This is a genomic window from Lentzea alba (genome assembly GCF_011067745.1).
GTDB classification, from domain to species: domain Bacteria; phylum Actinomycetota; class Actinomycetes; order Mycobacteriales; family Pseudonocardiaceae; genus Lentzea; species Lentzea alba.
In genome coordinates, this window is sequence record NZ_JAAMPJ010000006.1 from 98,612 (window position 1) to 124,175 (window position 25,564).

General features: G+C 69.6%; 29 protein-coding genes. 11 read left to right on the plus strand and 18 right to left on the minus strand.

Features of this window, described 5'->3' with window-relative positions; translation table 11 throughout:
• Nucleotides 1-328 precede the first annotated feature (328 nt).
• Nucleotides 329-907 (plus strand): TMEM165/GDT1 family protein, encoded by a 579-nt coding sequence (locus tag G7043_RS22495; protein WP_166049328.1) that lies wholly within the window; start codon nt 329-331, stop codon nt 905-907.
• Nucleotides 908-910: 3 nt separating this feature from the next.
• On the opposite strand, the gene G7043_RS22500 is transcribed toward G7043_RS22495, so the two are convergent.
• Entirely contained in the window at nt 911-1,360 is a 450-nt protein-coding gene (locus G7043_RS22500) for a MarR family winged helix-turn-helix transcriptional regulator (RefSeq protein ID WP_207311562.1), read from the minus strand.
• A gap of 80 nt (nt 1,361-1,440) precedes the next feature.
• Here G7043_RS22500 and G7043_RS22505 point away from each other — a divergent pair, with 80 nt between their 5' ends.
• Nucleotides 1,441-1,788 carry a cupin domain-containing protein gene (locus tag G7043_RS22505; RefSeq protein WP_242642567.1) on the plus strand — a complete coding sequence of 116 codons (348 nt, stop codon included), beginning with the start codon at nt 1,441-1,443 and terminating at the stop codon, nt 1,786-1,788.
• Between the two features lie 9 nt (nt 1,789-1,797).
• Here the strand turns inward: G7043_RS22505 and G7043_RS22510 are convergent, their stop codons facing one another.
• The 6 genes from G7043_RS22510 to G7043_RS22535 form a co-directional block, all read right to left on the minus strand.
• The gene (locus tag G7043_RS22510) at nt 1,798-1,959 is read right to left on the minus strand and encodes a hypothetical protein (protein ID WP_166048473.1); all 162 of its coding nucleotides are present in this window, start codon (nt 1,957-1,959) and stop codon (nt 1,798-1,800) included.
• On the minus strand, nt 1,956-4,121 hold the full coding sequence (locus tag G7043_RS22515; RefSeq protein WP_207311563.1) for a DUF5682 family protein: 2,166 nt from the start codon (nt 4,119-4,121) through the stop codon (nt 1,956-1,958). The genes G7043_RS22510 and G7043_RS22515 overlap by 4 nt, the downstream gene beginning before the upstream one ends.
• Nucleotides 4,114-5,199, minus strand: a complete 1,086-nt coding sequence (locus G7043_RS22520) for an ATP-binding protein (RefSeq protein ID WP_166048475.1) — start codon at nt 5,197-5,199, stop codon at nt 4,114-4,116. Before G7043_RS22520 ends, G7043_RS22515 begins: the two co-directional genes overlap by 8 nt.
• Nucleotides 5,200-5,239: 40 nt before the next feature.
• A complete protein-coding gene (locus G7043_RS22525) occupies nt 5,240-6,664 on the minus strand; it encodes a DUF5691 domain-containing protein (RefSeq protein ID WP_166048477.1) in 1,425 nt (474 codons plus the stop codon).
• A gap of 232 nt (nt 6,665-6,896) precedes the next feature.
• Nucleotides 6,897-8,060 carry an SWIM zinc finger family protein gene (locus tag G7043_RS22530; RefSeq protein WP_166048479.1) on the minus strand — a complete coding sequence of 388 codons (1,164 nt, stop codon included), beginning with the start codon at nt 8,058-8,060 and terminating at the stop codon, nt 6,897-6,899.
• Nucleotides 8,061-8,093: 33 nt separating this feature from the next.
• Complete coding sequence (locus G7043_RS22535; protein WP_166048481.1) at nt 8,094-9,266, minus strand: homogentisate 1,2-dioxygenase; 1,173 nt, start codon at nt 9,264-9,266, stop codon at nt 8,094-8,096.
• 69 nt (nt 9,267-9,335) lie between these two features.
• Here G7043_RS22535 and G7043_RS22540 point away from each other — a divergent pair, with 69 nt between their 5' ends.
• From G7043_RS22540 to G7043_RS22555, 4 genes are read left to right on the plus strand one after another with little or no spacing between them, the layout of a single operon-like run.
• Nucleotides 9,336-10,199 carry a hypothetical protein gene (locus G7043_RS22540; RefSeq protein WP_313888024.1) on the plus strand — a complete coding sequence of 288 codons (864 nt, stop codon included), beginning with the start codon at nt 9,336-9,338 and terminating at the stop codon, nt 10,197-10,199.
• Nucleotides 10,196-11,359: a fumarylacetoacetate hydrolase family protein gene (locus G7043_RS22545; protein ID WP_166048484.1), complete on the plus strand. Its 1,164-nt coding sequence runs from the start codon at nt 10,196-10,198 to the stop codon at nt 11,357-11,359. The genes G7043_RS22540 and G7043_RS22545 overlap by 4 nt, the downstream gene beginning before the upstream one ends.
• On the plus strand, nt 11,359-11,991 hold the full coding sequence (locus G7043_RS22550) for an IclR family transcriptional regulator (protein WP_166048485.1): 633 nt from the start codon (nt 11,359-11,361) through the stop codon (nt 11,989-11,991). Before G7043_RS22545 ends, G7043_RS22550 begins: the two co-directional genes overlap by 1 nt.
• Nucleotides 11,988-13,130 carry a VWA domain-containing protein gene (locus tag G7043_RS22555; protein ID WP_166048487.1) on the plus strand — a complete coding sequence of 381 codons (1,143 nt, stop codon included), beginning with the start codon at nt 11,988-11,990 and terminating at the stop codon, nt 13,128-13,130. Before G7043_RS22550 ends, G7043_RS22555 begins: the two co-directional genes overlap by 4 nt.
• On the opposite strand, the gene G7043_RS22560 is transcribed toward G7043_RS22555, so the two are convergent.
• Both G7043_RS22560 and G7043_RS22565 read right to left on the minus strand, forming a co-directional pair.
• The gene (locus G7043_RS22560; RefSeq protein WP_166048489.1) at nt 13,127-13,525 is read right to left on the minus strand and encodes a hypothetical protein; all 399 of its coding nucleotides are present in this window, start codon (nt 13,523-13,525) and stop codon (nt 13,127-13,129) included. The two genes, G7043_RS22555 and G7043_RS22560, sit on opposite strands and share 4 nt — an antisense overlap.
• A gap of 50 nt (nt 13,526-13,575) precedes the next feature.
• Nucleotides 13,576-14,040 (minus strand): hypothetical protein, encoded by a 465-nt coding sequence (locus G7043_RS22565; RefSeq protein ID WP_242642568.1) that lies wholly within the window; start codon nt 14,038-14,040, stop codon nt 13,576-13,578.
• A 78-nt stretch (nt 14,041-14,118) separates the two neighbouring features.
• Between G7043_RS22565 and G7043_RS22570 the strand changes: the two genes are divergently transcribed.
• The 4 genes from G7043_RS22570 to G7043_RS22585 all read left to right on the plus strand — a co-directional run bounded on the left by G7043_RS22570 (nt 14,119) and on the right by G7043_RS22585 (nt 17,647).
• Nucleotides 14,119-14,883, plus strand: coding sequence for a DUF2470 domain-containing protein (locus G7043_RS22570; RefSeq protein WP_166048491.1), 765 nt, complete (start codon nt 14,119-14,121; stop codon nt 14,881-14,883).
• Between the two features lie 73 nt (nt 14,884-14,956).
• Nucleotides 14,957-15,655: a CPBP family intramembrane glutamic endopeptidase gene (locus G7043_RS22575; protein ID WP_166049335.1), complete on the plus strand. Its 699-nt coding sequence runs from the start codon at nt 14,957-14,959 to the stop codon at nt 15,653-15,655.
• Nucleotides 15,656-15,802: 147 nt separating this feature from the next.
• Nucleotides 15,803-16,990, plus strand: a complete 1,188-nt coding sequence (locus G7043_RS22580) for an arginine deiminase (RefSeq protein WP_166049337.1) — start codon at nt 15,803-15,805, stop codon at nt 16,988-16,990.
• 99 nt (nt 16,991-17,089) lie between these two features.
• Nucleotides 17,090-17,647, plus strand: a complete 558-nt coding sequence (locus G7043_RS22585) for a ferritin (protein ID WP_166048493.1) — start codon at nt 17,090-17,092, stop codon at nt 17,645-17,647.
• Nucleotides 17,648-17,698: 51 nt separating this feature from the next.
• On the opposite strand, the gene G7043_RS22590 is transcribed toward G7043_RS22585, so the two are convergent.
• The 9 genes from G7043_RS22590 to G7043_RS22630 form a co-directional block, all read right to left on the minus strand.
• Complete coding sequence (locus G7043_RS22590; RefSeq protein WP_166048495.1) at nt 17,699-18,850, minus strand: RNA polymerase sigma factor; 1,152 nt, start codon at nt 18,848-18,850, stop codon at nt 17,699-17,701.
• Nucleotides 18,851-18,852: 2 nt separating this feature from the next.
• Nucleotides 18,853-19,260, minus strand: a complete 408-nt coding sequence (locus G7043_RS22595; RefSeq protein WP_166048497.1) for a YciI family protein — start codon at nt 19,258-19,260, stop codon at nt 18,853-18,855.
• A gap of 104 nt (nt 19,261-19,364) precedes the next feature.
• Nucleotides 19,365-19,946, minus strand: a complete 582-nt coding sequence (locus tag G7043_RS22600; RefSeq protein ID WP_166048499.1) for a hypothetical protein — start codon at nt 19,944-19,946, stop codon at nt 19,365-19,367.
• Nucleotides 19,947-19,975: 29 nt separating this feature from the next.
• Entirely contained in the window at nt 19,976-20,572 is a 597-nt protein-coding gene (locus G7043_RS22605) for a hypothetical protein (protein ID WP_166048501.1), read from the minus strand.
• 170 nt (nt 20,573-20,742) lie between these two features.
• Entirely contained in the window at nt 20,743-21,552 is an 810-nt protein-coding gene (locus G7043_RS22610; protein WP_166048503.1) for a hypothetical protein, read from the minus strand.
• Between the two features lie 3 nt (nt 21,553-21,555).
• The gene (locus G7043_RS22615; RefSeq protein ID WP_166049338.1) at nt 21,556-22,002 is read right to left on the minus strand and encodes a SigE family RNA polymerase sigma factor; all 447 of its coding nucleotides are present in this window, start codon (nt 22,000-22,002) and stop codon (nt 21,556-21,558) included.
• 162 nt (nt 22,003-22,164) lie between these two features.
• The gene (locus G7043_RS22620; protein ID WP_166048505.1) at nt 22,165-22,500 is read right to left on the minus strand and encodes a DUF952 domain-containing protein; all 336 of its coding nucleotides are present in this window, start codon (nt 22,498-22,500) and stop codon (nt 22,165-22,167) included.
• Between the two features lie 38 nt (nt 22,501-22,538).
• Complete coding sequence (locus G7043_RS22625) at nt 22,539-23,474, minus strand: DUF5926 family protein (protein WP_166048507.1); 936 nt, start codon at nt 23,472-23,474, stop codon at nt 22,539-22,541.
• A 26-nt stretch (nt 23,475-23,500) separates the two neighbouring features.
• Nucleotides 23,501-24,241 (minus strand): glycerophosphodiester phosphodiesterase, encoded by a 741-nt coding sequence (locus tag G7043_RS22630; RefSeq protein WP_313888025.1) that lies wholly within the window; start codon nt 24,239-24,241, stop codon nt 23,501-23,503.
• Nucleotides 24,242-24,331: 90 nt separating this feature from the next.
• On the opposite strand from G7043_RS22630, the gene G7043_RS22635 reads away from it, so the two are divergent.
• The gene (locus G7043_RS22635; RefSeq protein WP_166048511.1) at nt 24,332-25,519 is read left to right on the plus strand and encodes a cytochrome P450; all 1,188 of its coding nucleotides are present in this window, start codon (nt 24,332-24,334) and stop codon (nt 25,517-25,519) included.
• Nucleotides 25,520-25,564 lie beyond the last annotated feature (45 nt).

The following is a 25,564-nucleotide window of genomic DNA, read 5'->3' on the forward strand; positions in this document are numbered from 1 at the left end:
ATTCAGAGCCTAGGTCTCGATCTTGCGGGATATGAGGTACGACGGTCCCGTCCCTGCTCGGGACCAAGGTCCCGTGCGCGAAGTCACGCCTTTCGAGTGACATGCGTCGGTTACGATGGATGCGCCAGAGGGGAGTAGTTCCCACCGGAGTTCGCAGCCGGTGGCGTGGTGATCGACATACTGATCCGCCTTCGCGTGGATCCGGTCCCACACCCGTCTTGTACGGGCGAACGAGACCTCCGGCCGGGCTGCAGCACGCCCGGTCGGGGTCTGTTGCGCCTCCGTCCGGGCTCGTATTCGGACGTGGAGGAACCTCTTGGCCACCTCAATGCTCGCGTTCATCACCGCCTTCGCGGTGGTGTTCCTCGTCGAGCTTCCCGACAAGACCATGGTCGCGACCCTGGTGCTGACCACGCGCTATCGCGCCTGGCCGGTGTTCACGGGCGTCGTGCTGGCCTTTGCCGTGCAGAGCGTGGTCGCCGCGGCGTTCGGCTCGGCCCTCACCTTGCTCCCCGACCGCGTGGTGGCCGGCGTCGTGGCTCTGCTGTTCGGCGTGGGCGCCTTCATGCTGCTTCGCGAAGGGTTCTCGCGGGACTCCGAGGCCGCGGACGAGGCCGGGACACGTGCTGTCGTGCCGTTCTGGCGGGCGGCGCTGACGTCGTTCGGCGTGCTGTTCGCGGCCGAGTGGGGCGATGCCTCGCAGCTCGCGACCGCCGGGATCACCGCCCGGTACGGGGCGCCGTTCGCTGTCGGGCTCGGCGCCTGGCTCGCGCTGGTCGCCGTGGCCGCGCTGGCCGTGCTGGTGGGGCGGAAGCTGGCCGGGCGGTTGCCGACGCACTGGATTCAGCGGGTGGCCGGGGCGATCTTCGCGGTGTTCGGCGTGATCGCGCTGACGCAGGTGTTCTGACGGTCACCAGACCGGGCGCAGGCCTGGCTGGTCCTCGCCGTGCACGTGCTGCAGGTACGCGGCGAGGCCGGCCTTGATGGTGTCGAAGGTGTCCTGCCCGATCGCCTCGGCCATCTCGCCTTCGAGGTCTGACCAGAGGTTGTCCGCGAACTTCAGGTAGTCGCGACCCTTCGTGGTCAGCGTGACGTACTGCGCGCGCTTGTCCGTGGGGTGCGGTTCGCGCAGGACGTAGCCCCACTCGTCGAGCTCGGCGACGATCTTCGCGGCCGCCTGCTTGGTGACGCCGAGGTGCTGCCCGATGTCGACGGTGGTGGCGCGCCTGGCCTTGAGGAACCGGAAGACGTAGCCGTGCGCCGGCCGCAGCGGTTCCAGGCCGATCTGCCTGAGGCGGTCGTGGAACTGGTCGCCCATGGCGCGATACGTCATCGCCAGCAGCATCGGCACCGGGTCCATTTCACCACTCCTAGTAGACAACCTGGTTGACCGTATTCTATGGTTGGACAACCTGGTTGACTACTTTGGAGGTTGTCTTGTTGGTTACGGGGGATTCCGCGGAGCTGTTCGAGTTCGGCGGGTTCGAGTTCAGGCCGCTGGCCGTGCCGTCACGCGGGAGCAGCGAAGTGCTGCTGTGGACCGTTGACGTGCCGGAAGGGGGCGACGGGACGCCTCATCGCGCGTCGAAGGAGGAGGTGTTCTACGTGCTGTCCGGGTCCGTGACGATCCAGGGGCAGACGGCCGGGGCCGGTGACGTGATCGTGGTGCCGCCGAACACCGAGCTGTCGCTGACGGGTGGGCCCGCGCGGGTCCTCGTGGCGACCACGGTGGGGATCAAGGGCACGCTGGCCGACGGGCAGACGATCACGCCGCCCTGGTCGGTCTAGTCCCGGTGCTCAGTTGGCCGGCGAGCCCTCTTCCGGAGGCTCCGCGGCCGTGTCCGGGACCTCTTCGCGGAGGTCACGGGCGATCTTCTTGGCCTCGTCGATGAGTTCCTGCGACTCTTCGAGGCGGCCTTCGTCGGGCGCGGTGAGGCGATCTTCTTCCGGTGCGGTCACGCCTCTGGGATCGGCGGATCCGACGATGGTGAAACTCCGGCCATGAGGCCGCGGACGTGGGCTGCCAGGCGTTGCGCGATCTCCAGGTCCCACTCGTCGTCGGAGGCCGGCCCCGGGGTCTCGCCTGCGACGACGCGTTCGCCGAGCAGGCGCCGCTCGGCGGGCGTGAAGTCGGTGATGGCGCGGCGGAGCAGCGGCAGGGCGTCGTCGAACGCCTCGCCGCGCAGGCCGCTCAGCCATTCGTCGATGAGACCGAACAGGCGCGGGTCGGCGGCCAGGAGGGTGGCCGAGCCGCGCAGGAAGCCGGCCACGAAGGCGGTGGCGACGCTTCGGTGGAGACGGGCGGCGACGTCGTCGCTGGTGAGTTCGCCCGCTTCCCACAGCAGGCGGGTGGCTCGACCTGTCGGGAGGCCGTGGGCTTCGGCCTTGACCAGCGCGTGCAGGGCTCGCCACCAGGTCTTCTGGTGGTCCTCGTCGGCGGCCAGGCGGGTGGCCTCGTGAGCGCCGTCGACGACCGACAGCGCGTGTTCGGCGGTTTCGTCGTCGACGTTGCGGCAGGCGATCGGAAGGCCCACCGCGCCTCGCGTCAGGAGGCCGTGCAGGGCGACGCGCAGGAGTTCCGGGTCGGTGCCGCGGACCGAGCCGTAGCGGACTGTCCTGGCCAGGTCCGGGAGGGCGGCCAGCAGTTCGAGCGCGTCGGTGGCCATGGCGGCGCAGCGGTCGAGGGCGTTGCGGGCGGCGGTGACGGCCGCGGGGAGCTCACAGCCGACGGACTTGCTCAGGGTCGCCGCGGCGACGGCCACGCGGGTCGCGTCCTCGGCGGCCTGGGCGAGGACGTTCTCGGCGGCCGTGTGGACGGTGGTGCCGTGCCGGGCCGCTACTGCCACGGACACCGCGAAGATCGGGTCCCAGCGCAGTTGCCAGACCTCGGCGAAGGTGCCGAGGGAGTTGGAGCGGTCCGGCTTGCCCCACCCGACACCGAGGACTTCCAGGCGTTGCAGCAGTTTCGACCGTTCGCGGTCGGTGTCCTTGCGGAGGTCCAGCTTGAGCTGCTTGGGCTGGACGTCCGCGGGGAGGCGGAGTTTCCGTTGCAGTCGCTGGAGATCCGCGGCCAGCGGGGAGCGCGGGACGGCTTCGCCGACCTCACCCAGTCGTTCGCCGACGACGAGTTTGCGGTGCACGAGCTGGAGCGGGATCTCGTCGCCGCCGCAGAGGACGGCGAGCGCTGCTTCGTTCACCTCGCTCAGGCCGGCTGACGGACGTTCCCTCAACGCGGCAAGGGTTTCCGCGAGCCGGACGGCTTCCACGGCGCTCGCGGTCGAAGCCGGGAGGTCTTCTTCGCGGAGCACCGCGGCGGCTTTGGCGAACCAGCGCGGCACGACGTCGTCCTGGTGCTGCCAGAGGTGTGCGTACCAGCCGGGCGAGTCGACGCCGGCGCCGTAGCCCGACTCGGCGGCGAGCTGGCCGTGGCTCCACGGGACCCAGGTACCGGAGATCTTGCGGCGGCGCATGCCTTTGAGCAGTGCGGTGTCCGCCGTGACGGTCGGTTTGGTGAGCAGCGCCGGGACGTGCCAGGCGCCGCAGACGACGACGATCCGGCCGTCGGTTTCCTTGCGCGCCTTGCGGATCGTCTGGCGCATGAACGCTTCTCTTCTGAGCGTTCGTTCGCCGACCTCGTCCTCGAACTCCGCGCGCACGGCGACCATGGCTTCGGCGATGGCGTTCGCGAGGTCGATCGGGTCGGACGCGCTGTGCTCGACGACGTCCTCCCACCAGCGCTCGGGGTCGTCGAAGCCTGCGGCCTCGGCGAGCAGGCCGATGGGGTCGACGTTGCCGCTCGGGCCGTCGTCACCGATCGACGCGGCGGCCGGCAGGTCGAAGAAGCGTGCCGGGACGCCCTTCTCGTCGGCGTAGCGAAGTGCCTGCCACTCCGGGGAGAACTCCGCGAACGGCCAGAAGGCGGCGTTCTCGGGCTCTGCCTCGTCGTGCAGCAGGATCGCGACCGGCGGCGTGAGGGCGTGGACGTGTTCGAGGAGTGCGTCGGCCTCCGGCGGCCCTTCGATCAGGATGAGCGCCGGTTCGGTCTGCTCCAGCGCTCGCTTGACCATCCGGGCCGAGCCGGGGCCGTGGTGCCGGATGCCGAGGAGGACCGGCTCAGTCACCGCTGACGTCCAGGCAGGCGCGGTAGAGGTCGCGCCACTCGGCGCGCTCCTTCAGCACCGTCTCCACGTACTCCTGCCACACGGTCGCGTCCGACACCCGGTCCTTGATGACGGACCCGATGAGCCCGCTCGCCAGCTCGTCCGCGCCCAGCGTGCCGTCGCCGAAGTGGCCGGCGAGCGCCATGCCGTTCGCGATGACCGAGATCGCCTCGGCCGTCGACAGGCTGCCGCTCGGCTTCTTCAGCTGCGTACGACCGTCCACAGTGGACCCGTTGCGCAGCTCCCGGAAGATCCGCACGACCCGGCGCACCTCGTCGAGCGCGGGCGGCTCGGCGGGCAGCTGAAGCGCTTTGCCGAGCTGCTGGGCTCGGGTGATGACGATCTCGACCTCGGCGTCCTCGGTCGCGGGCGGCGGCAGCACGACGGTGTTGAAGCGCCGCGCGAGCGCCGACGACATCTGGTTCACGCCGCGGTCGCGGTCGTTCGCCGTGGCGATCACCGTGAACCCCGGCACGGCCTGGATCTGCGTGTTCAGCTCCGGCACCGGCAGCGACTTCTCGCTCAGGATCGTGATGAACGAGTCCTGCACCTCGGACGGCATGCGGGTCAGCTCCTCGACCCGGACCACCGCGCCGCTCTGCATGCCCTTCATGACCGGGCTCGGCACGAGCGCGTTCTCGCTCGGGCCTTCGGCGATGAGCCGCGCGTAGTTCCAGCCGTAGCGGACCTGGTCCTCGCTCGTGCCGGCGGTGCCCTGGACCACGAGCGTCGAGTCGCCGCTGATCGCCGCCGCGAGGTGCTCGGACAGCCACGACTTGGCCGTGCCCGGCACACCCACGAGCAACAGCGCCCGGTCGGTGACCAACGTGCCCACCGCGACCTCGACCAGCCTGCGCGCCCCCACGTACTTCGGCGTGATCACGGTGCCGTCGGGCAGCGTGCCCCCCAGCACGTAGGTGACCACGGCCCGCGGGGACAGCCGCCAGTTCGGCGGCCGCTGCCGGTCGTCCTGGGCCGCGACGGCCTCCAGTTCGGCGGCGTACTGCTGTTCGGCCGTCGGCCTGAGCACGGCGGTCACAGTGGGCCTCCTGGGTTCGGGTACGTCGAAGTGTGGTGGGTCACCGGGAGTCGTCCGGCGGCGGGGCGAACGACTCGCGCAGCCGGATGCGCAGCCGAAGGACCTCGAGCTCGAGCGAGTTCTCCGGCCACCGCCGCGTGAGCCCCTCCCAGTTGGCCCCGAGCAGGTCGGCGTCCCCGCGCGCCAGCAGCACGGCCGGCGGCCGGCCACTCCGCCAGCGCGGGTCGGGCAGCGCAGCGTAGCGGTGCAGCAGAGCGCGGGTGGTCTCGGGCGACCACGGCGCCGGGAGCTGCGCGCAGGCGTGGTCGAGCAGGTCGTAATGCCAGTTCACGGACACCGCGACCACCGCCTGCTCGGCCACGCTCGCGGGCAGCGCCGCCAGCATTTCGAGCTGCTCCATGCCGGTCAACGTCTCGGCGGCGACCGCGGCCCAGGGACGCGGGTCTGCGGCCGCACCCAGTTGATCGGCGACGCCCCGCAGCAGCGCGGCGGCCCAGGGCCCCCTCCTGAGGACGTTGGCGGCCTTCACGTCGTCGGTGTCGAGGCGGGCGGTCCAGTACGACGGCGGAACGCTGGCGGCCGCGGCCCTGATGCGGCCCGCCACCCCCTTCTCCGAGCCGTCGCGCATGAGGTCGCGCTGCTCGTCGAGGTCGGCCTGCTCGGTCCAGAGCCCGTCGGTCTGGACGTCGAACCCGTCCTCGGTGAGCTGGAGGCCCTGGTTCAGGCGTCGGGTCGCTCTCGCGGCCAGGGCTGAGGTCGGCAGCTTGCGCAGCAGGCGGAGGGCCTCGTCGTGGACGGCGGCCGCCTTGTCGTCGAGGGCTGCTTCGAGGAGCTCTTCGTCTCCCGGCCCCAGCCCTGTTTCCAGGGCGCTGATGAGCACCTGGCGGTCGGCGGAACGGCGAGAGGTCTCGAACTCCCCGGCGATGAACGCGCCGACACCTTCCGGGTCGGCCCTGCGCTTGCGGCGGAGCGCGCGAACCCGTTGGGCGCTGGGCAGGTCGAGGATTTCCGCGAGCGGGACCTCCTCGGTCAGCGGGGAGGTCCCGCTCGCCCAGGACCAGCCGGGACGGGTGCCGGCGAGCCAGCGGCCTCGCGTGCCGAGGACCTCCACGACGGCGGCTCGCAGGCCTGGGCGGGCGGTGCCGAGGGCGAGCAGGGCGGGGAGCATGCGGTGTTCGGCGACGACGTTGCCGGCCTTGGCCAGCGCGCACCACTCGGTGAGGAGGACCTCGTCGTCGACGCTCATGATCGCCTCGAGGACGGCTCTGGCGGCGGGCCTCGGCAGTGCGGCGGGCTCGGGCGGGGCCGGCGGCAGCGGGTCGGCCGCGACTTCCTGGGGGAGGGTGGCGCCGAACGCGGCGACGCCCAGGGCGGCGCAGTCGGCGAGCAGGTCGGTCGGGGAGCCTCCGCCTCGGGTGGTGCCGATCAGGAGGTCTTGGACGGTCTTGGACCACTCGGCCTTCACGCCGCCACCTCCGGGATGGGGATGGCGACGGTCGAGGGGCGGGGCGGGACGGCGGACCCGCCGCCACCTCCCAGGCCTCGCGGACGGGACGGAGCCGGCTCAGCGGGTTGGCGGCGGGTTTGTGGCGGTGCGGCAGCCATCCCGCCATCCCCAGGACGCGGATGCGGGGCAGTCGTGAGGTGAAGCGGCGCCAACACGACAGGCCTGCGGCGGTTCAGTGACGGCGCGGCGGTCATGCCACCACCTCCAGGGCGCCGTCGCGGGCGATGGCGCCGATGCGGAGCGCGTGGCCGTCCCACAGGCCCCAGACGTCGAAGGGGGCGCCGCCGGTCAGCGCCAGGGCCATGTCCAGGCCGCTGTCGTCGCGGACGGGCAGGCCGTGGCCCGAGGCGTCTGCCAGCGAGGTGCCGCACAGGCGGACGGAGGCGCAGCCGACTGGGAACAGGCGTTGCCACGGGTCGGCCATCAGCATCGGCTCCAACGCGGCCAGAGAGGCGCGCCAGGAGGGCGGTGCCGGGATCGGGTCCGGGGTGCGGGAGCCGGCCAGTTCGCCCAGGGCCACGCGGTCTGAGCCGGGGTACGGGTGGACCAGGGCCGAGGACTCCAGGCCGTGCGGCAGCAGGGGTACGGGGGCGCCCACGGCCGAGTGGCGGATGGCGACGACCCAGCGGCCGGTCTGGCGGCCCCAGCACCACTGGCGGACGGTGCGGACTCGGCCGTCGTCGGTTTCCAGGCGGAGCACGGCCACCCAGCGGTCTGAGACGCCCGGAGTGGCCTTGACGGTTTCCTCGGGGATCGTCACGCCCAGGCGGGAGCGCGGTTGGACGAAGCACAGCAGGTGCAGGCCGCCCAGGCGGTCGGCCACGTCGGAGGTCCAGCGGGGGCCCGAGCGGGCGACGATCTCCTGGATTTCGGCGACGGCCGCGGCCACGCCGGGGACCTGCGCGTCGATCATGCGGGCGATGAAGGCCTGCCACCAGGTGGCCGGGCGGCCGGGCAGGGACGCCACGCCCGCGGAGGCGACGTCGAGCAGCCAGTCGCGCAGGCCGTCGATGCCGGAGGACATCGCCAGAGCGCGGTTGGCCGCGGTTTTCTCGCGCGCTCGGAGGCGGCGGGCCACGGCTTCCGGTGAGGAGTCGAGCTCACGGGCCGCGCGGCGGGTGGTCCACTCCTCCACCCAGTCCGGCGGCAGAGCGTCCGGGATGTCCAGCTCCTGCAACGAGACGGCGTGCTTGCAGGGGAACTTGCGGGACGGGCACGTGCACTTCGCGGAGCCCGCGGCCAGGTCGACGCACACGCGGTACGGCACGCTGCCGGAACCCGTGTAGAGGCCCCACAGCACCGGCAGGGCCTTGCCCAGGCCCTGCCAGCGCATCGGAACGGCTCGTGTCCTCACGGAACCAAAGTAGCGAGCACCCCCGACAAGAAATCAGGCCGGACCTCGACGGGCCCACGTCCACGCGTAAGCCGGGTCCTCACAGGCCTCCGCGGCCTCGCCCAGTTCCAGCGGGCGGAACGTGTCGACCATGACCGCGGTCTCGTCGAAGTAGTCCACGCCGAGCGACGCCTCGACCGCACCGGGCTGCGGGCCGTGCGTGCAGCCCGACGGGTGCAGCGACATCGAGCCGATGCCGATGCCGGAACCCTTGCGCGCCTCGTAGTTGCCGCCCACGTAGAACATCAGCTCGTCCGAGTCGACGTTCGCGTGGTTGTACGGCACCGGCACGGCCAGCGGGTGGTAGTCGACCTTGCGCGGGCAGAACGAGCACACCACGAAGTTCGGGCCCTCGAACGTCTGGTGCACGGGCGGCGGCTGGTGCACGCGGCCGGTGATCGGCTCGAAGTCGCGGATGTTCAACGCCCACGGGTACAGGTGCCCGTCCCAGCCGACGACGTCGAACGGGTGGTTCGCGTAGGTGAACCGCGTCAGCCCAGCGCGGTGCCGCACCAGCACGTCGACGTCCGTGCCCTCCACCAGCAGCGGCTCCGAAGGTCCCCGGATGTCCCGCTCGCAGTACGGCGAGTGCTCCAGGAACTGGCCCTTCGCCGACAGGTAGCGACGAGGCGGCCCGATGTGCCCGGTCGCCTCCAGCACGAGCAACGACATCGGCGACGAGGGCACGACCCGGTAGGTGCACGAGGTCGGGATCACCACGTAGTCGCCGTCCCCCACCTCCAACGCCCCGTAGATCGTCTCGATCACGCCCGAGCCGCCCTGCACGTACAGCAGCTCGTCACCGAAAGCGTTGCGGTACAACGGAGAAGGCACCGAAGCGACCACAAAGCCGATGGTCACGTCCGGATTCCCGAACAACTTCCGCCGACCGGTCACCGCGTCGACGTCGTCAGAAGCCCAGGTCAGATCCGTGGTCTTGAAGTGCCGGGGCTTCAACGGCAGGTTCGGGGAAGCGCTCCCGCGCTCGTCCTTCACGGTCTCCGCGTTCACGATCGCCGTGGGCAGGTACCGGTGGTAGAGCAGGGCCGAATCCGCCGAGAACCCCTCGACTCCCATCAGCTCTTCCGCGTAGAGCCCACCGTCCGGTTTGCGGAACTGGGTGTGGCGCTTTCGGGGGATCTCCCCCACCTGGCGGTAGTAGGCCATGACGTCTCCGAGGCGTTCGACTATCGGACATCTTTGTTCACTTACCGATACCCAGCTAGCGTGTCAGCCGTGTCAAGCGCTGTCGAACTCCGTGCGCCCGGTCCGCGCGGTACTCCGCCCCTGCTCGCGAGGCTTGTGGACGATGCCGCGCTGTTCCCTCCGGGGAACGCGCCGATGCCCGACGCGGTGCGCGGGCACCTCGACGGACGAGTCGGCGAGTGGTCTGGCGTCATGGGTCTCTTCCTGTGCCCGGCCTCCCGCCTCGCCGAGTTGATCACCGAACTCATCAAGGTCAAGCCGCCGAAACCGATCGCTCTCAGCCTCGTGATCGACACCGGCCTCGGCGGCGTGCCGAAGGCCGTGTCCATCGTCGAGAGCCGCAGTGAGCTCCTCGCTCTGCGCATGGTCGAGATGCCCGCACCGTCCGATGTGGACGAGGTGTGGCTCGAACGCGTGTCGGAGTTCGTCCCCGAGGACGTCATCCGCGTCGTCGAGCCCCGCCGCGGCGGGGCCGAGTGGCTCGACGGCGTCCGCCGGGTCATCGAGCACGGCAGCTGGCCCAAGCTCCGCTGCGGAGGCCTGAGCACCGAGAACTTCCCCAGCGTCGACGAGGTCGCGGACTTCCTGTCCGTCGTCAGCGGTGGCGGCGTCGCGTTCAAGGCGACGGCGGGCCTGCACAAGGCCGTCCGCTACACCGACGAGCAGGGCTTCACGCACCACGGCTTCCTGAACCTCCTCGTCGCCACGGCCAGAAGCTTGTCCGGCCGCGACGTCCGCGAGGCGCTCGCGAGCACCGACGCCGAGGCTCTCACCGCCGAGGCCAAGGCGCTCAGCGACCAGGCCGCGCACGCCGTCCGCGGTGTCTTCGCGAGCTACGGCTCGTGCTCGCTCGCCGAACCGATCGCCGACCTCGAAGGGCTTGGACTGCTTTGAGCTGGATCAGCGACCCGAACTTCACCGAAGACCAGCCGTTCGGACCGCAGACCCTCCCCTACGGCGTCGTCGACGGGGGCGTGGCCGTCCGCGTCGGCGACCAGGCGTTGCTCCTGGGGAGCCTCGCCCTGGGCAAGTGCAGCGAGTACGTGCAGACGGACTCGCTGGACCCGCTGCTGAAGGCCGGGCGCCCGGTCTGGAGCGCCCTGCGCGCCAAGCTCAAGGAGATCGTCACCGCGACGTCCGCTCCCAAGGGCGCCGAACTGACGAGCATCGAGACGGCGAAGCTGCCGTTCACGGTCGGCGACTACGTGGACTTCTACTCGAGCAGGCACCACGCGGAGAACGTCGGCAGGATGTTCCGCCCCGACGGCGACGCGCTCACGCCGAACTGGACGCACCTCCCGATCGGCTACCACGGCCGGGCGGGCACGGTGTACGTCTCCGGCACCGAGATCGTCCGCCCGAACGGCCAGAGGCGCGGCAGCGAGGGCCCGAAGTTCGGTCCCTCCGAACGCCTCGACATCGAGGCCGAGGTCGGGTTCGTCTGCGGTGGTCCGCAGGCCGCCAACGTGTCCACGAGCAGGGCCGCCGAGCACGTCTTCGGCGTCGCGCTGGTCAACGACTGGTCGGCGCGCGACATCCAGGCGTGGGAGTACCAGCCGCTCGGCCCGTTCCTCGCCAAGTCGTTCGCCACGTCGATCGGCGCCTGGATCACCCCGCTCGAAGCGTTCTCAGTTGCACGCGTCCCGACGCCGCCGCTGCCGAACAAGCTGCACGACTACCTGACCTGCGATCAGCCCTGGGGCCTCGACATCACCATCACGGTGGAGCTGAACGACACGATCGTCGCGCGGCCTCCGTTCCGGGAGATGTCGTGGTCATTTGTGCAACAGCTGGCGCACATGACGGTGAACGGCGCTACGGTGCGCCCAGGTGATCTGTTCGCCTCCGGCACGGTCTCCGGACCGGAGAAGGACGAGCGCGGCTCGTTCCTCGAACTCAGCTGGGGCGGCAAGGAACCGTTCAAGCTCGACGACGGCTCCACGAGGTCCTTCCTGGAAGACGGCGACACGGTCAGGCTGACCGCGACGGCTCCCGGTGAAGGCGGTTCCGTGGTCGGTCTCGCCGAGGTGGTGGGCACAGTTCGGAGTGCGTGATGGTCGGAGCGACGAAGGAGAGCTCGCTGACCCTGGAACGGGGTCTGGCGCTGCTCCAGGCGGTCGCTGAGGCGGAGTCCGAGGCACCGTCGATCTCGGAGCTCGCCACGGCCATCGGCGCGTCCAGGGCCGCCGTCTACCGGCTGCTCGTGCCGCTCCAGGCGCGCGGTCTCGTGCGCAGGGAGGGCTCGAAGGTCCGGCTCGGCCTGGGCGTGCTGCGGCTCGCCTCCAACGTCCTCCCCCAGCTCCGGATGGCCGCGAACCCGGCTCTGCGCGAACTCGCGGAGAAGGTCGGCGCCACCGCGCACCTCACCGTCGCGGACGGCAGCGAGGCCCAGGCCGTCGCCGTCGTCGAACCGTCGTGGACCGCTTTCCACGTGGCGTACCGGGTGGGTTCCCGTCACCCGGTGCACCGCGGGGCGGCCGGCAAGGCCATCTCGCAGCCCGTGGACAACTGGGTCGTCTCCACGGGTGAGCTGCAGCCCAACGCGTACGGCGTCGCGGCACCTGTGCGCGGCGTTCCCGGCCTCAGGGCGTCCGTTGGCGTCGTGGCGCTGGAGAGGCTCGACGCGGACGTTGTCGGCCCTCACGTCGTGCGTGCGGCCGAAGAAGTGGCGGCGGCCCTCAAATGACCGACGAACGGCTGCGGCGCTGGCGGCTCTTGTTAGGCCCCAGTGCTGAAGACGTGGCGCAGCTGGGCGATGACGACCAACGGCGCGATGGCGCGCTGACCGGCCTCTACGGCGGTGGCGGCGACCGAGGTGCCGGTCTGGGCGCGAGTTCGCCCCAGTTGCACCGGTGGCTCGGTGACGTCCGCAAGTACTTCCCCACGTCCGTCGTGCAGGTGATGCAACGGGACGCCGTCGAAAAGCTCGGTCTGCGGCAGCTGCTGCTCGAACCCGAACTGCTGCAGTCCGTCGAACCGGACGTGCACCTCGTCAGCACCCTGCTGCAGCTCTCCCGCGCCATCCCCGCCCGCACCCGCGACACCGCGAAAGCCGTGGTGCAGAAGGTGGTCGAGGACATCGAGAAACGGCTGAAGGACCGGCTCGTCGAGGCCGTCCGAGGCGCCGTGGACCGTTCCAAGCGCACCCACCGGCCGCAGCTGCCGGACGTCGACTGGGCGACCACGATCAAGGCCAACCTCAAGAACTACCAGCCGCAGCACAAGACCGTGATCGTCGAGGACCTGATCGGTCACCGCAGGCGCAGCCGGGCCGCGGCCATGCGGGACGTGATCCTGCTGGTCGACCAGTCCGGTTCGATGGCGGACTCGTTGGTGCACGCGGCCGTTCTCGGCTCGGCGCTCGCGTCCATCCGCTCGATCTCGACCAGGCTCGTCGTGTTCGACACCGAGGTCGCGGACCTGACCGACCAGCTCAGCGACCCGGTGGACCTGCTGTTCAGCGCCCAGCTCGGCGGCGGCACGGACATCAACCGAGCGGTCGCCTACGCGCAGACGCAGGTCCGCAGGCCCACCGACACGGTCGTCGTGATCATCAGCGACCTGTACGAGGGCGGCTCGGAGACCGAACTGCAGCGCCGGGTCCGGGAACTGGTCGCGAGCGGCGTCACGGTCGTGAACCTGTTGGCGCTCAGCGACTCCGGCACCCCCGCCTACGACCACGAACTCGCCGCGAAGCTCTCCGCGCTGGGTGCGCCCGCGTTCGCCTGCACGCCGGACAAGTTCCCCGAACTGCTGGCGGCCGCGCTGCGCAAGGACGACCTCACGCAGTGGGCGGAGTCCGAAGGCATCGCAACGGGCCGTTAGCGGTCCACGACCCGTCCACGCGTGAGGAACGCCAGCCCGCGCGTCATCGCCACCAGACGCCCGCGTTCGTCCGGACCGGCGATCCAGATCCGGCCGGTGTGCCGGACGAGCACCCGCGCGCGTTCCGGAAGTTCGGGCAGCCTCAGGTTGTTCTCCGAGTCGTGCACCTTCAGGTACGCCTGACGGCCGATCCGCCGGCCGGCCACGAAGCTCACCGACACCGGGCGGAACGGGAACTGCGCGATCAGCTGCAGGGTGCCGCGGCGGGTGAAGAAGTGCCGCAACCCCGGCGCGGCCAGTTCCAGCACGACCGGGACGGACAACACGGTGAGCCAGAGCCAGCCGATCATGAGCACGACCGCGAAGGTCGCCAGAGCAAACAGAATGTGCCCCACAGCGCGACGATCCGCCCGCACGAGACAGGTGTCGCTCCAGTTCTCAATGATCATCTCTTCACGCGCGCCGGGATCAGCTGCGGTACCCCGCGAAACGTGATGACGGTGTTGCCCGCCGAGTCCGGCGGCACGAACCAGACGCGACGATGGCGCGCGATTCGTCCGCGCAGCAAAGGACCGACGCGCACGGTCAACAGAAGTGGCGGCGACGACAACACGACCAGACGCCCTCCTTCCCACTGCACATGGGCGAAATGCCACGGTTCACCTTCCGGTAAACGCACCGGACGGCGACGCGTCACCACCCACAGCACGGCCGCGGCGAAGAAGAGCAGCACCAGCGCCACCGGTGAGGACCACGACCACACAAGTACCAGCACGAACTGGAGCGCGAAGGCCGAGCCCGCGAGAACGGTCCACACCAGGGCACGACGGCTCGCCCGGTCGACACAGTGCCGGGTCCACCGATCGTCGAGCGCCGTCACCTCGGTGGACGGCTTGTTGGGCACGACCACCTGACCACCGTACAGGTGGACCTTCCCATGATGGGCAAAGCTAAGTTAGGCTTGCCTAACCTTCGAGGAGGTGGAGCGGTGACCGACACCCAGACCAAGCGCCCGCCGGCGCCGCACGCCGCGGAGCGCGCCCGCACGATCGCGGCTCGTGGCGGTCAGGCCGCGCTGCTTCCTCAGGCCGGGTCCCGCACCAGTCCGTTGTTCCACCACGTGCGCCCGTGCGGCACCGCGATATTGCTGCTCGCCGACGAACATCCGCTGGTGGGGCAGCTGTGGCAGAGCCCGCGCGCCGAGGTGACGGCGATGCTGGAGATCGCCGACCAGGCTCCGGTGGCGTTGCGCGAACCCGTCCGCGGGCTGCTGTGGCTCACCGGCTGGATCGCCCCGCTGGACGGTCAGGAGGCGCGCGACGAGATCCTCGCGATCGCCGACGTGCGGCCGGACCACCGCCTGCTGGACGCGGGTCACGGCGCTTCGGTGCTGAGGCTCACACCCGCGTCGATGGTGATCGCGGACGCCGAGGGCACGTCGTCGATCCGGCCGGACCAGTTCGCGAGCGCGACGCCGGACCCGTTCTGCCGCAACGAGGACCACTGGCTGCGACACCTGGAGGCGGCGCATCGCGACGTCGTCGGCCAGCTCGCCCGGCACCTTCCGGAGGAGCTGCGGAACGGCCACGTGCGGCCGCTCGGGCTCGACCGGTTCGGGCTGCGGCTGCGGGTCGAGGCGGAGTGCGAGGACCACGACGTGCGGATCGCGTTCTCCAAGCCGGTCAGCACGCCGACGGAACTCGCCGCCGAGCTGCGTCGGCTGATGGGCTGCCCGTTCTTGTCCCAGAGGTAGCCTCGCGCGGGTGACCTTGATCCCCGATGACGAGAAGCGCGGTTACCAGATCGAGCTGCTGATCGTCTTCAGCATGACGCTCGGGCTCTCGGGCCTGCGCAGCCTCGTGCGGCTGATCGACAGCCTGTTGCAGCCGACCCCGCTCAACCAGCAGTCGGTCGCGATCAACGTCCCGCAGGCGCGCGCCGATCTGCTGGACCTGGTGGCGCAGCTGCTCGGCGTGCTGCAGCTGGCCGCGTGGGGCGGCATCGGCCTGTACCTGTTGTGGCGCACCGGGATCAAGCTCAAGGTCATCGGGCTCGACGGCACCCGCAAGCTCGCGGACTCGCTGGGCGCGCTCGGATTGGCCGCGATCATCGGCATCCCCGGCCTGGCGTTCTACTTCGGCGCGTGGGCGCTCGGGCTGAACCTCGCCGTGCAGCCGTCCACTTTGGACAACCAGTGGTGGATGAGCCTGGCGTTGATCCTCGCCGCCGCCGGCAACGCGTGGGCGGAGGAGGTGCTCGTCGTCGGGTACCTGATCACGCGCCTGCAGCAGCTCGGGTGGCGGCAGTACACGGCATTGTTCGCGGCCGCCGTCCTGCGCGGCTCGTACCACCTCTACCAGGGCTTCGGCGGGTTCGTCGGCAACCTGGTCATGGGCCTGGTGTTCGGGTTCTACTGGCAGCGCACGAAGCGGCTGTGGCCGCTGGTGATCGCCCACACGATCCTCGACGTCGTCGCGTTCGTGGGCTACACAATGTTGCGCGGCAAAGTGAGCTGGTTGCCCTAATGATTTGACTGTTGAATCGAAATTCACACCTCATTCGTTGCGTTTCAGGGCTCAGCAGCGGCGATTTGTGCTGTTCGGCGTTACGCTCGTTCGGTGACTGCGCACACGATCGCTGAGACCGAAGCACTTCCGGACGCCGCGCCCCGCGTGGACAGCGAGGTCGGCCCGCTGCGCACGGTGTTGCTGCACCGGCCGGGCAACGAGCTCAAGAGGCTCACCCCGCGCAACAACGACCAGCTGCTGTTCGACGGCGTGCCGTGGGTCGGCAGGGCCCAGGAGGAGCACGACGCGTTCGCCGCGACGCTGACCTCGAAGGGCGTCGAGGTCCTGTTGCTGGCGGACGTGCTGGTCCAGGCGCTGGAGGACAACCGCGCGCGCATCGCGGGCGTCCACAGCGCCGTCAACGAGCGCCGCCTCGGCATCGACCTGGCCGACGCGCTGCGCAGCCACCTCACGTCGCTGGACGCGCCGCAGCTCGCGCAGGTGCTGATGACCGGCATGACGTTCGAGGAGATGCCGGCCGCCGAAGGCGCGTCGCTGGTGCGCAAGATGCACCTGCCGATCGACTTCGCCGTCGACCCGCTGCCGAACCTGCTCTTCACCCGCGACTCGTCGGTCTGGGTCGGCGACCGCGTGGCCATCACGTCGCTCGCACTGCCCGCCCGCGACCGCGAGACGACGCTGACCGACCTGATCTACGCCTACCACCCGCGGTTCCGCCGCACGGGCCGCGCGTACGGCGCCCACTCGGCCCCGCTGGAGGGCGGCGACGTGCTGCTGCTCGCGCCGGGTGTGATCGCCATCGGCGTCGGCGAGCGCACCACCCCGGCGGGCGCGGAGTCGTTCGCCCGCTCCGCTCTCGCGGACGGTCTCGCGCACACGGTGCTGGCGGTGCCGATCGAGCAGGAACGCGCCACGATGCACCTCGACACCGTCTGCACGATGGTCGATCGCGACGCCGTGGTGATGTACCCGGCGATCAGGCACACGCTGACGGCCTACCCACTGCGCTCCGACGGCAACGGCGGCGTGCGCGTGGACGGCCCCGTGCCGTTCCTGGAGGCCGCGGCCGAGGCGATGGGCATCGAGCGACTCCGCGTGATCGACACCGGCCTCGACACGGTCACCGCCGAGCGCGAGCAGTGGGACGACGGCAACAACACGCTGGCGGTCGGCCCCGGTCTCGTCGTGGCGTACGAGCGCAACGTCGAGACGAACGCGCGCCTCGAGGACGCGGGCGTCGAGGTGCTGCGGATCGCCGGCTCGGAACTGGGCTCGGGCCGCGGCGGGCCGCGCTGCATGTCGTGCCCGATTGACCGCGCGCCATTGGTGTGATTATTAGGAACGCCTAACCTTTGTTTGGTTCCCCTTTCCAAACAAAGGTTAGCTTTTCCTGGAATGCGAAGATCGACGTCTTGGGTTAACGTACTCCTCATGGCCTCGAACGTGAAGAAGATCCTGACCAAGAAGTCGAAGTTCCACGAGCTCCTGCAGGCTCAGATCGGCAACGAGTTCTCCGCTTCGCAGCAGTACATCGCGCTCGCCGTCTGGTTCGACAACGAGGACCTCCCGCGCCTCGCGTCGCACTTCTACAAGCAGGCTCTCGAAGAGCGCAACCACGCGATGATGATCGTTCAGTTCCTCATGGACAACGACATCGCGGTCGCCATTCCCGGCACCGAGACGCCGATCAACGACTTCAAGGCGCCGCGCGACCTCGTCGACCTCGCCCTGCGCCAGGAGCAGCAGGTCACCGACCAGATCGTGGCGCTCGCCAGGGCCGCCCGCGAGGAGGGCGACTACATCGGTGAGCAGTTCCTGCAGTGGTTCCTGAAGGAGCAGGTCGAGGAGGTCTCCTCGATGAAGACGCTGCTCACGATCATGGACCGCGCGGACGGCAACATGTTCTACGTGGAGACGTTCCTGACCCGCGAAACCGTGGGCGACGGTGGTGACTCCGGCGCTCCGACCGCGGCCGGCGGCACGGTCTGAGGTTTTTCTTCGCACGCTTGAGTGCCTGAAATCATGAAGTCCGCTTCACCCTCACGGGTGAGGCGGGCTTTTTCGGTTGAGCCGGGCGGCCTGGCGCGTGAGGTATTCCCGTTCGGCGAGGTTCGACGCTTTCCCGGCCGCCTCGACGTAGAGCCGCGCGGCTGTTTGATCGTCGCCGTCGCGCTCGTGGAGGTATGCGGCCACCGCCGTGTAGCGGGGCAATGAGTCGTCGAGTTCGGCGAGTGCTTTCAACCCGGCGCGCGGACCGTCCGCCTCCGCGACGGCCACCGCGCGGTTGAGTCGCACGATCGGGCTGTCGGTCAGCGCGGCGAGCTCGTCGTACCACTCGACGATCTGCACCCAGTCCGTTTCCTCCGCCCTGGGAGCGTCGGCGTGCAGTGCCGCGATGGCCGCCTGCGCCTGGAACTCCCCGAGCCGGTCCTGCGCGAGCGCCGCCTGCAGGATCTCGACGCCCTCGGCGATCAGCCGGGTGTCCCACTTGCCGCGATCCTGCTCGGCCAGCGCGACCAGGCTACCGTCGGCCGCGGTCCGGCCGGCGCGCCTGGCGTGGTGCAGCAGCATGAGAGCGAGCAGACCGGACACCTCGGGGTGGTCGATCGCCGTCGCGAGCTGCCGGGTGAGTCTGATGGCCTCGGCGGCCAGGTCGACGTCACCGGAGTAGCCCTCGTTGAAGACCAGGTAGAGCACGCGCAGCACGGTGGCGACGTCACCGGGCTGGTCGAACCGCACCGCGCCGACCGTCTTCTTGGCCCGGCTGATGCGCTGGGCCATGGTGGCCTCGGGCACGAGGTAGGCCTGGGCGATCTGGCGGGTGGTCAGGCCACCGACGGCGCGCAGGGTGAGCGCGACCGCCGACGACGGCGTCAACGACGGGTGCGCGCACAGGAAGTAGAGCTGCAGCGTGTCGTCGGTGTCCTGCGCGGGACCGGCTTCCGGTTCGGCGTCGATCAGGTCCTCGCGCCTGCGCCGCGCGGTCTCCGCTCTCGTCGCGTCGAGGAACTTGCGCCAGGCAGCGGTGACCAGCCAGCCCTTGGGATCGCGCGGCGGGTCGGCCGGCCACACGCGGATCGCCTCGACCAACGCGTCCTGCACGGCGTCCTCGGCCGCAGCGAAGTCAGCTCCGCGGCGGACGAGGATGCCGAGCACGGCCGGGGTGAGGCTCCTGAGCAGCGCCTCGTCCATCGTCACTCCGTGATCGTCGGCGCGTGACCGTAGAACGGACGCAGCTCGAGCCACTCGTGGATCGGCTTGCCGTCCTTGCCGGGCGCCGCGGACAACTCGCCGGCCAACTCGACCGCGCGCTCGTAGCTGTCGACGTCGATGATCATCCAGCCGGCGATGAGGTCCTTCGTCTCCGCGAACGGCCCGTCGGTGACCGGCGGCCGGCCCTCACCGTCGTAACGGACCCACGTGCCCTCCTGTGCGAGCGCCCGCTCGTCGACGAACTCACCGGTGTTCCTGAGCCGGTCCGCGAAGTCGTTCATGTATTGGACGTGCGCGGTGATCTCGTCCTCGGTCCACTGGTCCATCGGCACGTCGTTCACCGGCGAAGGGGCGCCGCGGTAGTGCTTGAGCAGCAGGTACTTGGCCATCTCTGGTGACTCCCTCAGTCCGCTTGCGGCCCATCTTGGCCGCTTTCACACCGGGGACGGAGCCGTTCCCTGCTTCTCGACACGCCTGTTCAAGATTTTTGCGACTAGCTGTGGCAGTCCTGGTCCACGTGCCTCAGCAGGGCTTGGATGAGCTTGCCGTCCTTCGAGGTGAAGTCGAACCAGGCGGAAGGGTTCTCGGGCGTCCTGGTGGTCCAGTTGGTGCTCATGTGGCGCTGCGTGAGGTTGGTGTACTTCGCTTTGAGAGCGGCCTCGGTGCCACCCACGCCAACACCGTCTGCCGTCATGTCCGCCGAGAAGTAGATGTTCGCGACACCGATCCTCTTGGACACGGACACCCACTGCCCGGTGCCGAGGATGTCGTGAGTCGTGCAGACGTCGCTCGGCTGGCCACCCGGACGCGCCGGACCGATCAGCTTCGTGTCCAACGCCTGCTGCAGCGTCATGCCGAGCTTGAGGCCGCCGTAGCCGAACGAGTCGATCACCGGCTTCACCGGCGGGTTCGTCACCGTCTGCGTCACGACCTCGGTGACGACCGTGGCCTGCGGAGTGCTGGTACTGGTGCCGGTCGGCGTGGACGTGGCGTTGTTGTCCGGCGTGGGCGTGGAGGTGCACGCGGCCAGGGCCAGCGCGGCGGTGACGGCGACGAGCACGAGCGAGCGGTTCATTTCTGTCCCCAGAAAATTGTTTGCGAAAATCAGAGAGCGGCGTTTGGGCATTCAACCAGGCTTGCCATGAGCTTGACGGCTTCGACTTTGTCGGTGTCCGCGAAAGGACCGTTCAACTTGGACGTGACCGAGAACGTGTAACCTCCGGTGTCGTTCAACTCCACCGAGAAGCCACCCCGGAAAGGCTTGGCGTTCGGGTACGCCTTTTTCACGTCCGCGACGGTCGAGCCGACCCCGATCCCCAGCGAGGTGGTCGATTCCGCGGGCAAGGTAATCCGTTCGATGCCGTACTTCCTGGAAATGGCGACGTTCTCCGCAATCGAACAGGCACCGGCCCCCGGCTCCAGCTCCAGGCCCTCCAAACCGGCGGCTACGGCCTCTTCGGGCGTCATGTGCAGCTTGAGGGCGCCGTAGCCGAGACGGTTGTCGATCTTCACGAGCGACTCCGGCTGCGCCGGGTTGGTGACGGTGACGGTCGTGACCTCGGTGACCACGGTCGAGGACACCGGCGGCGCGGAAATCGGGTCCGGAGTCGTGGGCGTGGCGCTCTTGCGGGAGTCGGGCGTCGCGACGATTCCGACTGTGGCGGCGGCGATCACGATTGCGATGCCGATTGCGATCTTCATTTCAGGTCCCCCCTGTTTTCTGACACCCATAGGACGTCGATACCGCAGGGCGGTTGCGAAGTTCATCGTCACGGAAAAGTCACGGGGAACGGACGTTTTCACTATCACCAAAAGGGGACGCCGAAGCCCCGCCGCACCCCCAAGAGCGGCGGGACTTCAGCAGGATTCAATTAGGCAGTTGCGCAGTCGTTGTCGGCCAGGCGCATTCGGACCGTGGTCACGGTGGCGCCGTCGCTCTCGAAGATGTACGACCATTTGGGTGTCGCGGCCATCGGCACGACCACGTTGGAACCACTTTGCGTGGCGTTCGCATATGCGGTCTTCACGGCGTCCACCGTCGAACCGGCACCGACGTTCTTGGGTGTCTTGGCGTAGCTCGCGAGCGTGATCCGCACGATCCCCTTGACCGGCGAGATGATCACGGCGTTGGTGTCGGGCACCGACTTCGTGGCGTACGCCTTGCACCTGCCCTCGGGGTCGGCCGGGCTGCTCGGTTCGATCAGCGAACCGGTTGCCAGCGCCTCCGCTTCGGGCATCCCCAGCGCGAGCGAGCCGTAACGGCCAGGCTGCGCCTCGGGAGTGGCGGGCGGGGGCGGGTTGCTCGAGCTCGCCTTGTTGGTGTTGCCGGGGTTGGGCTTGCCGGAGCTCACGTCCCCCGTTTTCACCGGCGGATCGACGGTGACGGTGGCGGTCGAGGTGAACGTGCTGACCGTGACCGAGGGTGGTGAAGTCAAGGTGGTCGAGGAGGCGATCGGCAGCAGCGGGCCGGCCAGTTCCTCCGGGTTCGGCAGGTGCAGTTGGGTCACACCGAGCCCGACGCCGGCCAGGGCCACCACGCCGAAGGCGCCGGCGACCGCGGTCCGTCGCCGGCGGCGCCGAGCGGCTCCGCGGACGACCGAGTCGGTCGCGTCCGGCGTCACGTGGAGTTCCAGCCGATCGTCGCTGAACAGCCTGCGCAGATCGTCGTCGAGGTCGTCCACTGGTCAGTCCTTTCCCAGGCGGGTCCGGAGACTCGCCATCGCCTTGCTGCTCTGGCTCTTGACCGTGCCGCACGAGATGCCGAGCGCGTTCGCGATCTCGGCTTCGGAGAGGTTCTCGTAGTAACGCAGCACGATCACCGCGCGCTGCCGTGGCGGCAGTTCGCGCAGGGCTTGCCAAAGCGGTTCGTTGTCGAGCCGGCTCAGCTCGGGCGGCACGGCACCGGTTTCCGGGAACTCCGCCACGAGGCTCTCGCGGCGGCGGCGGCGCCAGATGCTGATGTGCGTGTTGGCCATGGCACGGCGGACATATGCGAGCGGGTCGTCGCCCTTGCGCTGCACGGAGACCCAGCGCGAGCCGACCTTCTCCAGCACGGACTGCACGAGATCGGACGCGTCGTGCGGATTTCCGGTCAGTGCATGGCCATAACGCAGAAGTCCGGGCATGGACATGCGCACGAACTCCGCGAAATCCCCCACGGTTTCCGCTCTTCCCCCGCCGCTTTCGGCGGCCAACTCCAGTCTCAGCACCGCCGTCACGGCACACCCCCCTCCCCGAAGCGACTGGCTTCGAGGAGTTCACGCCCGGCCGTGCGGAACGGTTGCCCCACTAAATCACAGAACGGCAACGGCTTCCGGGAGAACGAACGAACCGTCAGGCTCGCACGGGAAGTCGTGGATCTCCAGCACCGCCGTGACCGGGATCTTCCCGTACACGTGCGGGAACCACAGCGGCGAGTCCGGCACCGCCTCCCAGCGCACGGGCACGTCGAGCAGCTTCGGGTCGATCACGAGCAACAGCAGCCCGCTCTGGCCGCGGAAGAACTTGCCGGCGGTCACGTGCACGACGCCCCGATCGGAGCAGTGCACGAAGTCCTCGCCGTCCGGCGCGATCACACCGGCCGACTGGGCAGCAGCCCAGCCGGCCGTCGAGATGATGTGCAGCAGCACTTATCCACAGCTCCTTGTGGACAACGCTGTGGACAGAGTCATCGAAGCGTGATCTGACGGCCGCGCAGGCCGTCGCGGGCACGGCGCTCGGCGTCGCTGAGCGGCTCGTCGGAGGCCAGCGCCTCCAGCAAGCGCTTGCCCAGTGCCTCGGCCGGGTCGGCCCACTCGCGCGCGTGCATCTCGCGGTCGAGGTCCCAGACCGGCACCAGCAGGCCGTGCGCGCGGAACGAACCGGCGTACCGCGAGCCCTCGCCCAGGTCCAGCTCACCGCGGGCGGCCAGGCGGGCCATCGCGGGCAGCAGCTTCTCCTCGGGCTCGGGACGAACCCAGCGCAGGTGCGCCTTGTCGCCCGCGTCCACCCAGTACGCGGCCTTCACGCCGGGAGCGTCGAGGCGTTCGGTCGGCAGGATCGCCGCGTTCGCGCGCTCCAGCGACAGCGCCACGTCGCCGGTGGGCTCGGTGCCCTCGGGCATCCACCACACGAAGTCGGCGTGCAGGACGGGCGTGATCTCGGCCTCGGGGTCGAGCAGGTCCTGCAGCCGACCGGGGTTGTCCCCGTTGTCCGGACCGACGACCGGCAGCACGTCACCGGTCTTGGCCTGCTGCGCCCACTGCAGCGCCCGCGCCAGGTCGCGGCTGATGTCACCGGAGCGCGTCTGCACCTGCAGACCCACGAACGGGACGTCGTCGCCGCGGATCAGACCGGCGGCGGCCATCGGCAGCACCGTGGCGAGCGTGACCTCGCGACCGTCCTTGACCGGCAGCTTCGCGACCGCCGACGGCACGAACTCGCGCAGCGCGATCAGCTCGCACTCGGCGGCCAGGCCCTCGAACGGCCGGGACACGATCACGTCCGTCGCGCCACCGGGCGCGCCGTGGCAGGCCTTGTAGCGCTTGCCGGACCCGCACGGGCAGGGCTGCTTCGGGTTGATCCCGTCCTTCGGTGCGTCCTTGACCGCGGTCCGCTTGGCCACCTTGGCCCTCCTCGTGCTCAGGCTTGTCAGGTGGCCAAATTAGCCGTCAGCAGGCGGCGGGTGTTCGCCGGGGCATTGGTCGCGAGGTAGCGGACCCCCAGGTCACGGCACAGCGCGACGTCCTCGGGGCTGTCCACCGTCCACACGTAGGTCTCGTGGCCCGCCCGCCTCGCCCGTTCGACGTATTCGGGGTCGTTGCGCAGCACGTGCACACCTGGCCCGGTGTAGTCGGCGAACGACGGCAGCACGCCACTGCGGTACCGGCCGAGACGGTCGAGCAGCAGCACCGTGCGGATGTCGGGCGCCTGCTCCCGGAACGCCTTCACGGCCGTCGGCGAGAACGACATCATGACGATCTGCGCGTCGAGGTCGTGCTTCTTCAGCGTCTCGACGAGCTTGCGTTCGACCTCGTTGCGGTACCGGACCGGGTGCTTGGTCTCGACGAAGAGCTGCACGTTCTTGCCCTTGACCAACTCCAGCAGCTGGTCGAGCACGAGCAGTTCGGCCGGCTGACCGTGCCGGTGCCAGCTGCCGTAGTCGTACTTCTGCAGGTCGCTGAGCGTGAGCGCGCTGACCGTGCCACGGCCGTTCGACGTGCGGGTGAGCGTGCGATCGTGCACACACACGATCTCGCCGTCACGCGACAAGCGGATGTCGCACTCCAGCCCGTCCGCACCCTCCTTCAAGGCCAGCTCGTAGGCGCCGATGGTGTGCTCGGGACGGTCGGTGGACGCGCCACGGTGCGCGACGACGGAAGGTAGCTGCACAAGTACGAACGATAGTTCCTGCACAACAATTTGAGTCATCAATCAAATGAGCGTGGACGAAACGCCGATCGCGACTTACCGTCCCGCCTTGTGACGTTCGACCAGCGCGATCCCGTGTTCATCGCCGACCCGTACCCGGCCTTCGCCGCCCTGCGCGAAGCCGGTGAGGTGCATCACCACGAGCAGATGGGTGTCGCCGTCGCCGTCTCGCACGCGGCCTGCTCGGCCGTCCTGCGACACCGCTCGCTCGGCCGCATCTGGTCGGACGTGAAGCCGGTCGAGCAGTTCATGTCGTTCAACCTCCTGCACCGCAACTCGCTGCTGGAGAACGAGCCGCCCACGCACACCCGGCTGCGCCGCCTGGTCGCCGCCGCGTTCGGCCGCGGCCACGTCGAGCGCCTGCGCCCGTGGGTCGCCGACCTGGCGGACCGGCTCGTCGACGAACTGGTCGCGAAGATCGAGGACCAGGGTCAGGCCGACCTGCTCGCCCACGTCGCCGCACCGCTGCCGGTCGAGGTGATCGCCGAGCTGCTCGGTGTCCCCGGTCAGGACCGCTACCTGCTGCAACCGTGGTCGAACTCCATCGTGAAGATGTACGAGTACGGCCTGCCCGCCGAACAGCAGCAGGTCGCCGAACGCGCCGCCACCGAGTTCGTCGCCTACCTGCGCGAGCTGATCGCGTTGCGCCGCAAGAACCCCGGCTCGGACCTCGTCTCCGACCTGGTCGCGGTCACCGACACCGACGGCGCACGGCTCACCGAGGACGAACTGGTCGCCACCGCGGTGCTGCTGCTGATGGCGGGCCACGAAGCGACGGTGAACGTCATCGGCAACGGCGTCTACGCGCTGATGCAGCACCGTTCGCAGTGGGAACGCCTCTCGCCGTCGGTGATGCCCACCGCCGTGGAGGAGCTCATCCGTTACGACTCGCCGTTGCAGCTCTTCGAACGCACGGCGACCGAACGCGTGGAGATCGCCGGTCACGTCATCGAGCCCGGCGAGAAGATCGCCGCACTGCTCGGTGCCGCCGCACGCGACCCGTTGGTCTTCGAAAACCCGGACACGCTCGACGTCGGCCGCGAGAAGAACCAGCACCTCGGGTTCGGCATGGGCATCCACTACTGCCTGGGTGCGCCGCTGGCCCGCATCGAGGTGGAGGCGGCGCTGTCCTCGTTGCACCGCAAGCTGCCCGGCGCCGTGCTGGCCGAGGAACCCAACCGGCGGGCGGAGTTCGTGATCCGCGGCCTGCACTCACTGCCCCTCGGCAACGGAGCGTGACCGGCCGACCCGAGCACTTCGGCCAGTACATCGGCCTTGAATGAG

Bases quoted from the DNA above. Each gene is read 5' to 3' on its own strand.
- G7043_RS22495 (WP_166049328.1), top strand. From the start codon at position 329: ATGCTCGCGTTCATCACCGCCTTCGCGGTGGTGTTCCTCGTCGAGCTT.
- G7043_RS22500 (WP_207311562.1), bottom strand. From the start codon at position 1,360: ATGGACCCGGTGCCGATGCTGCTGGCGATGACGTATCGCGCCATGGGC.
- G7043_RS22535 (WP_166048481.1), bottom strand. From the start codon at position 9,266: ATGGCCTACTACCGCCAGGTGGGGGAGATCCCCCGAAAGCGCCACACC.
- G7043_RS22550 (WP_166048485.1), top strand. From the start codon at position 11,359: ATGGTCGGAGCGACGAAGGAGAGCTCGCTGACCCTGGAACGGGGTCTG.
- G7043_RS22555 (WP_166048487.1), top strand. From the start codon at position 11,988: ATGACCGACGAACGGCTGCGGCGCTGGCGGCTCTTGTTAGGCCCCAGT.
- G7043_RS22575 (WP_166049335.1), top strand. From the start codon at position 14,957: ATGACGCTCGGGCTCTCGGGCCTGCGCAGCCTCGTGCGGCTGATCGAC.
- G7043_RS22585 (WP_166048493.1), top strand. From the start codon at position 17,090: ATGGCCTCGAACGTGAAGAAGATCCTGACCAAGAAGTCGAAGTTCCAC.
- G7043_RS22590 (WP_166048495.1), bottom strand. From the start codon at position 18,850: ATGGACGAGGCGCTGCTCAGGAGCCTCACCCCGGCCGTGCTCGGCATC.
- G7043_RS22595 (WP_166048497.1), bottom strand. From the start codon at position 19,260: ATGGCCAAGTACCTGCTGCTCAAGCACTACCGCGGCGCCCCTTCGCCG.
- G7043_RS22600 (WP_166048499.1), bottom strand. From the start codon at position 19,946: ATGAACCGCTCGCTCGTGCTCGTCGCCGTCACCGCCGCGCTGGCCCTG.
- G7043_RS22605 (WP_166048501.1), bottom strand. From the start codon at position 20,572: ATGAAGATCGCAATCGGCATCGCAATCGTGATCGCCGCCGCCACAGTC.
- G7043_RS22615 (WP_166049338.1), bottom strand. From the start codon at position 22,002: ATGTCCATGCCCGGACTTCTGCGTTATGGCCATGCACTGACCGGAAAT.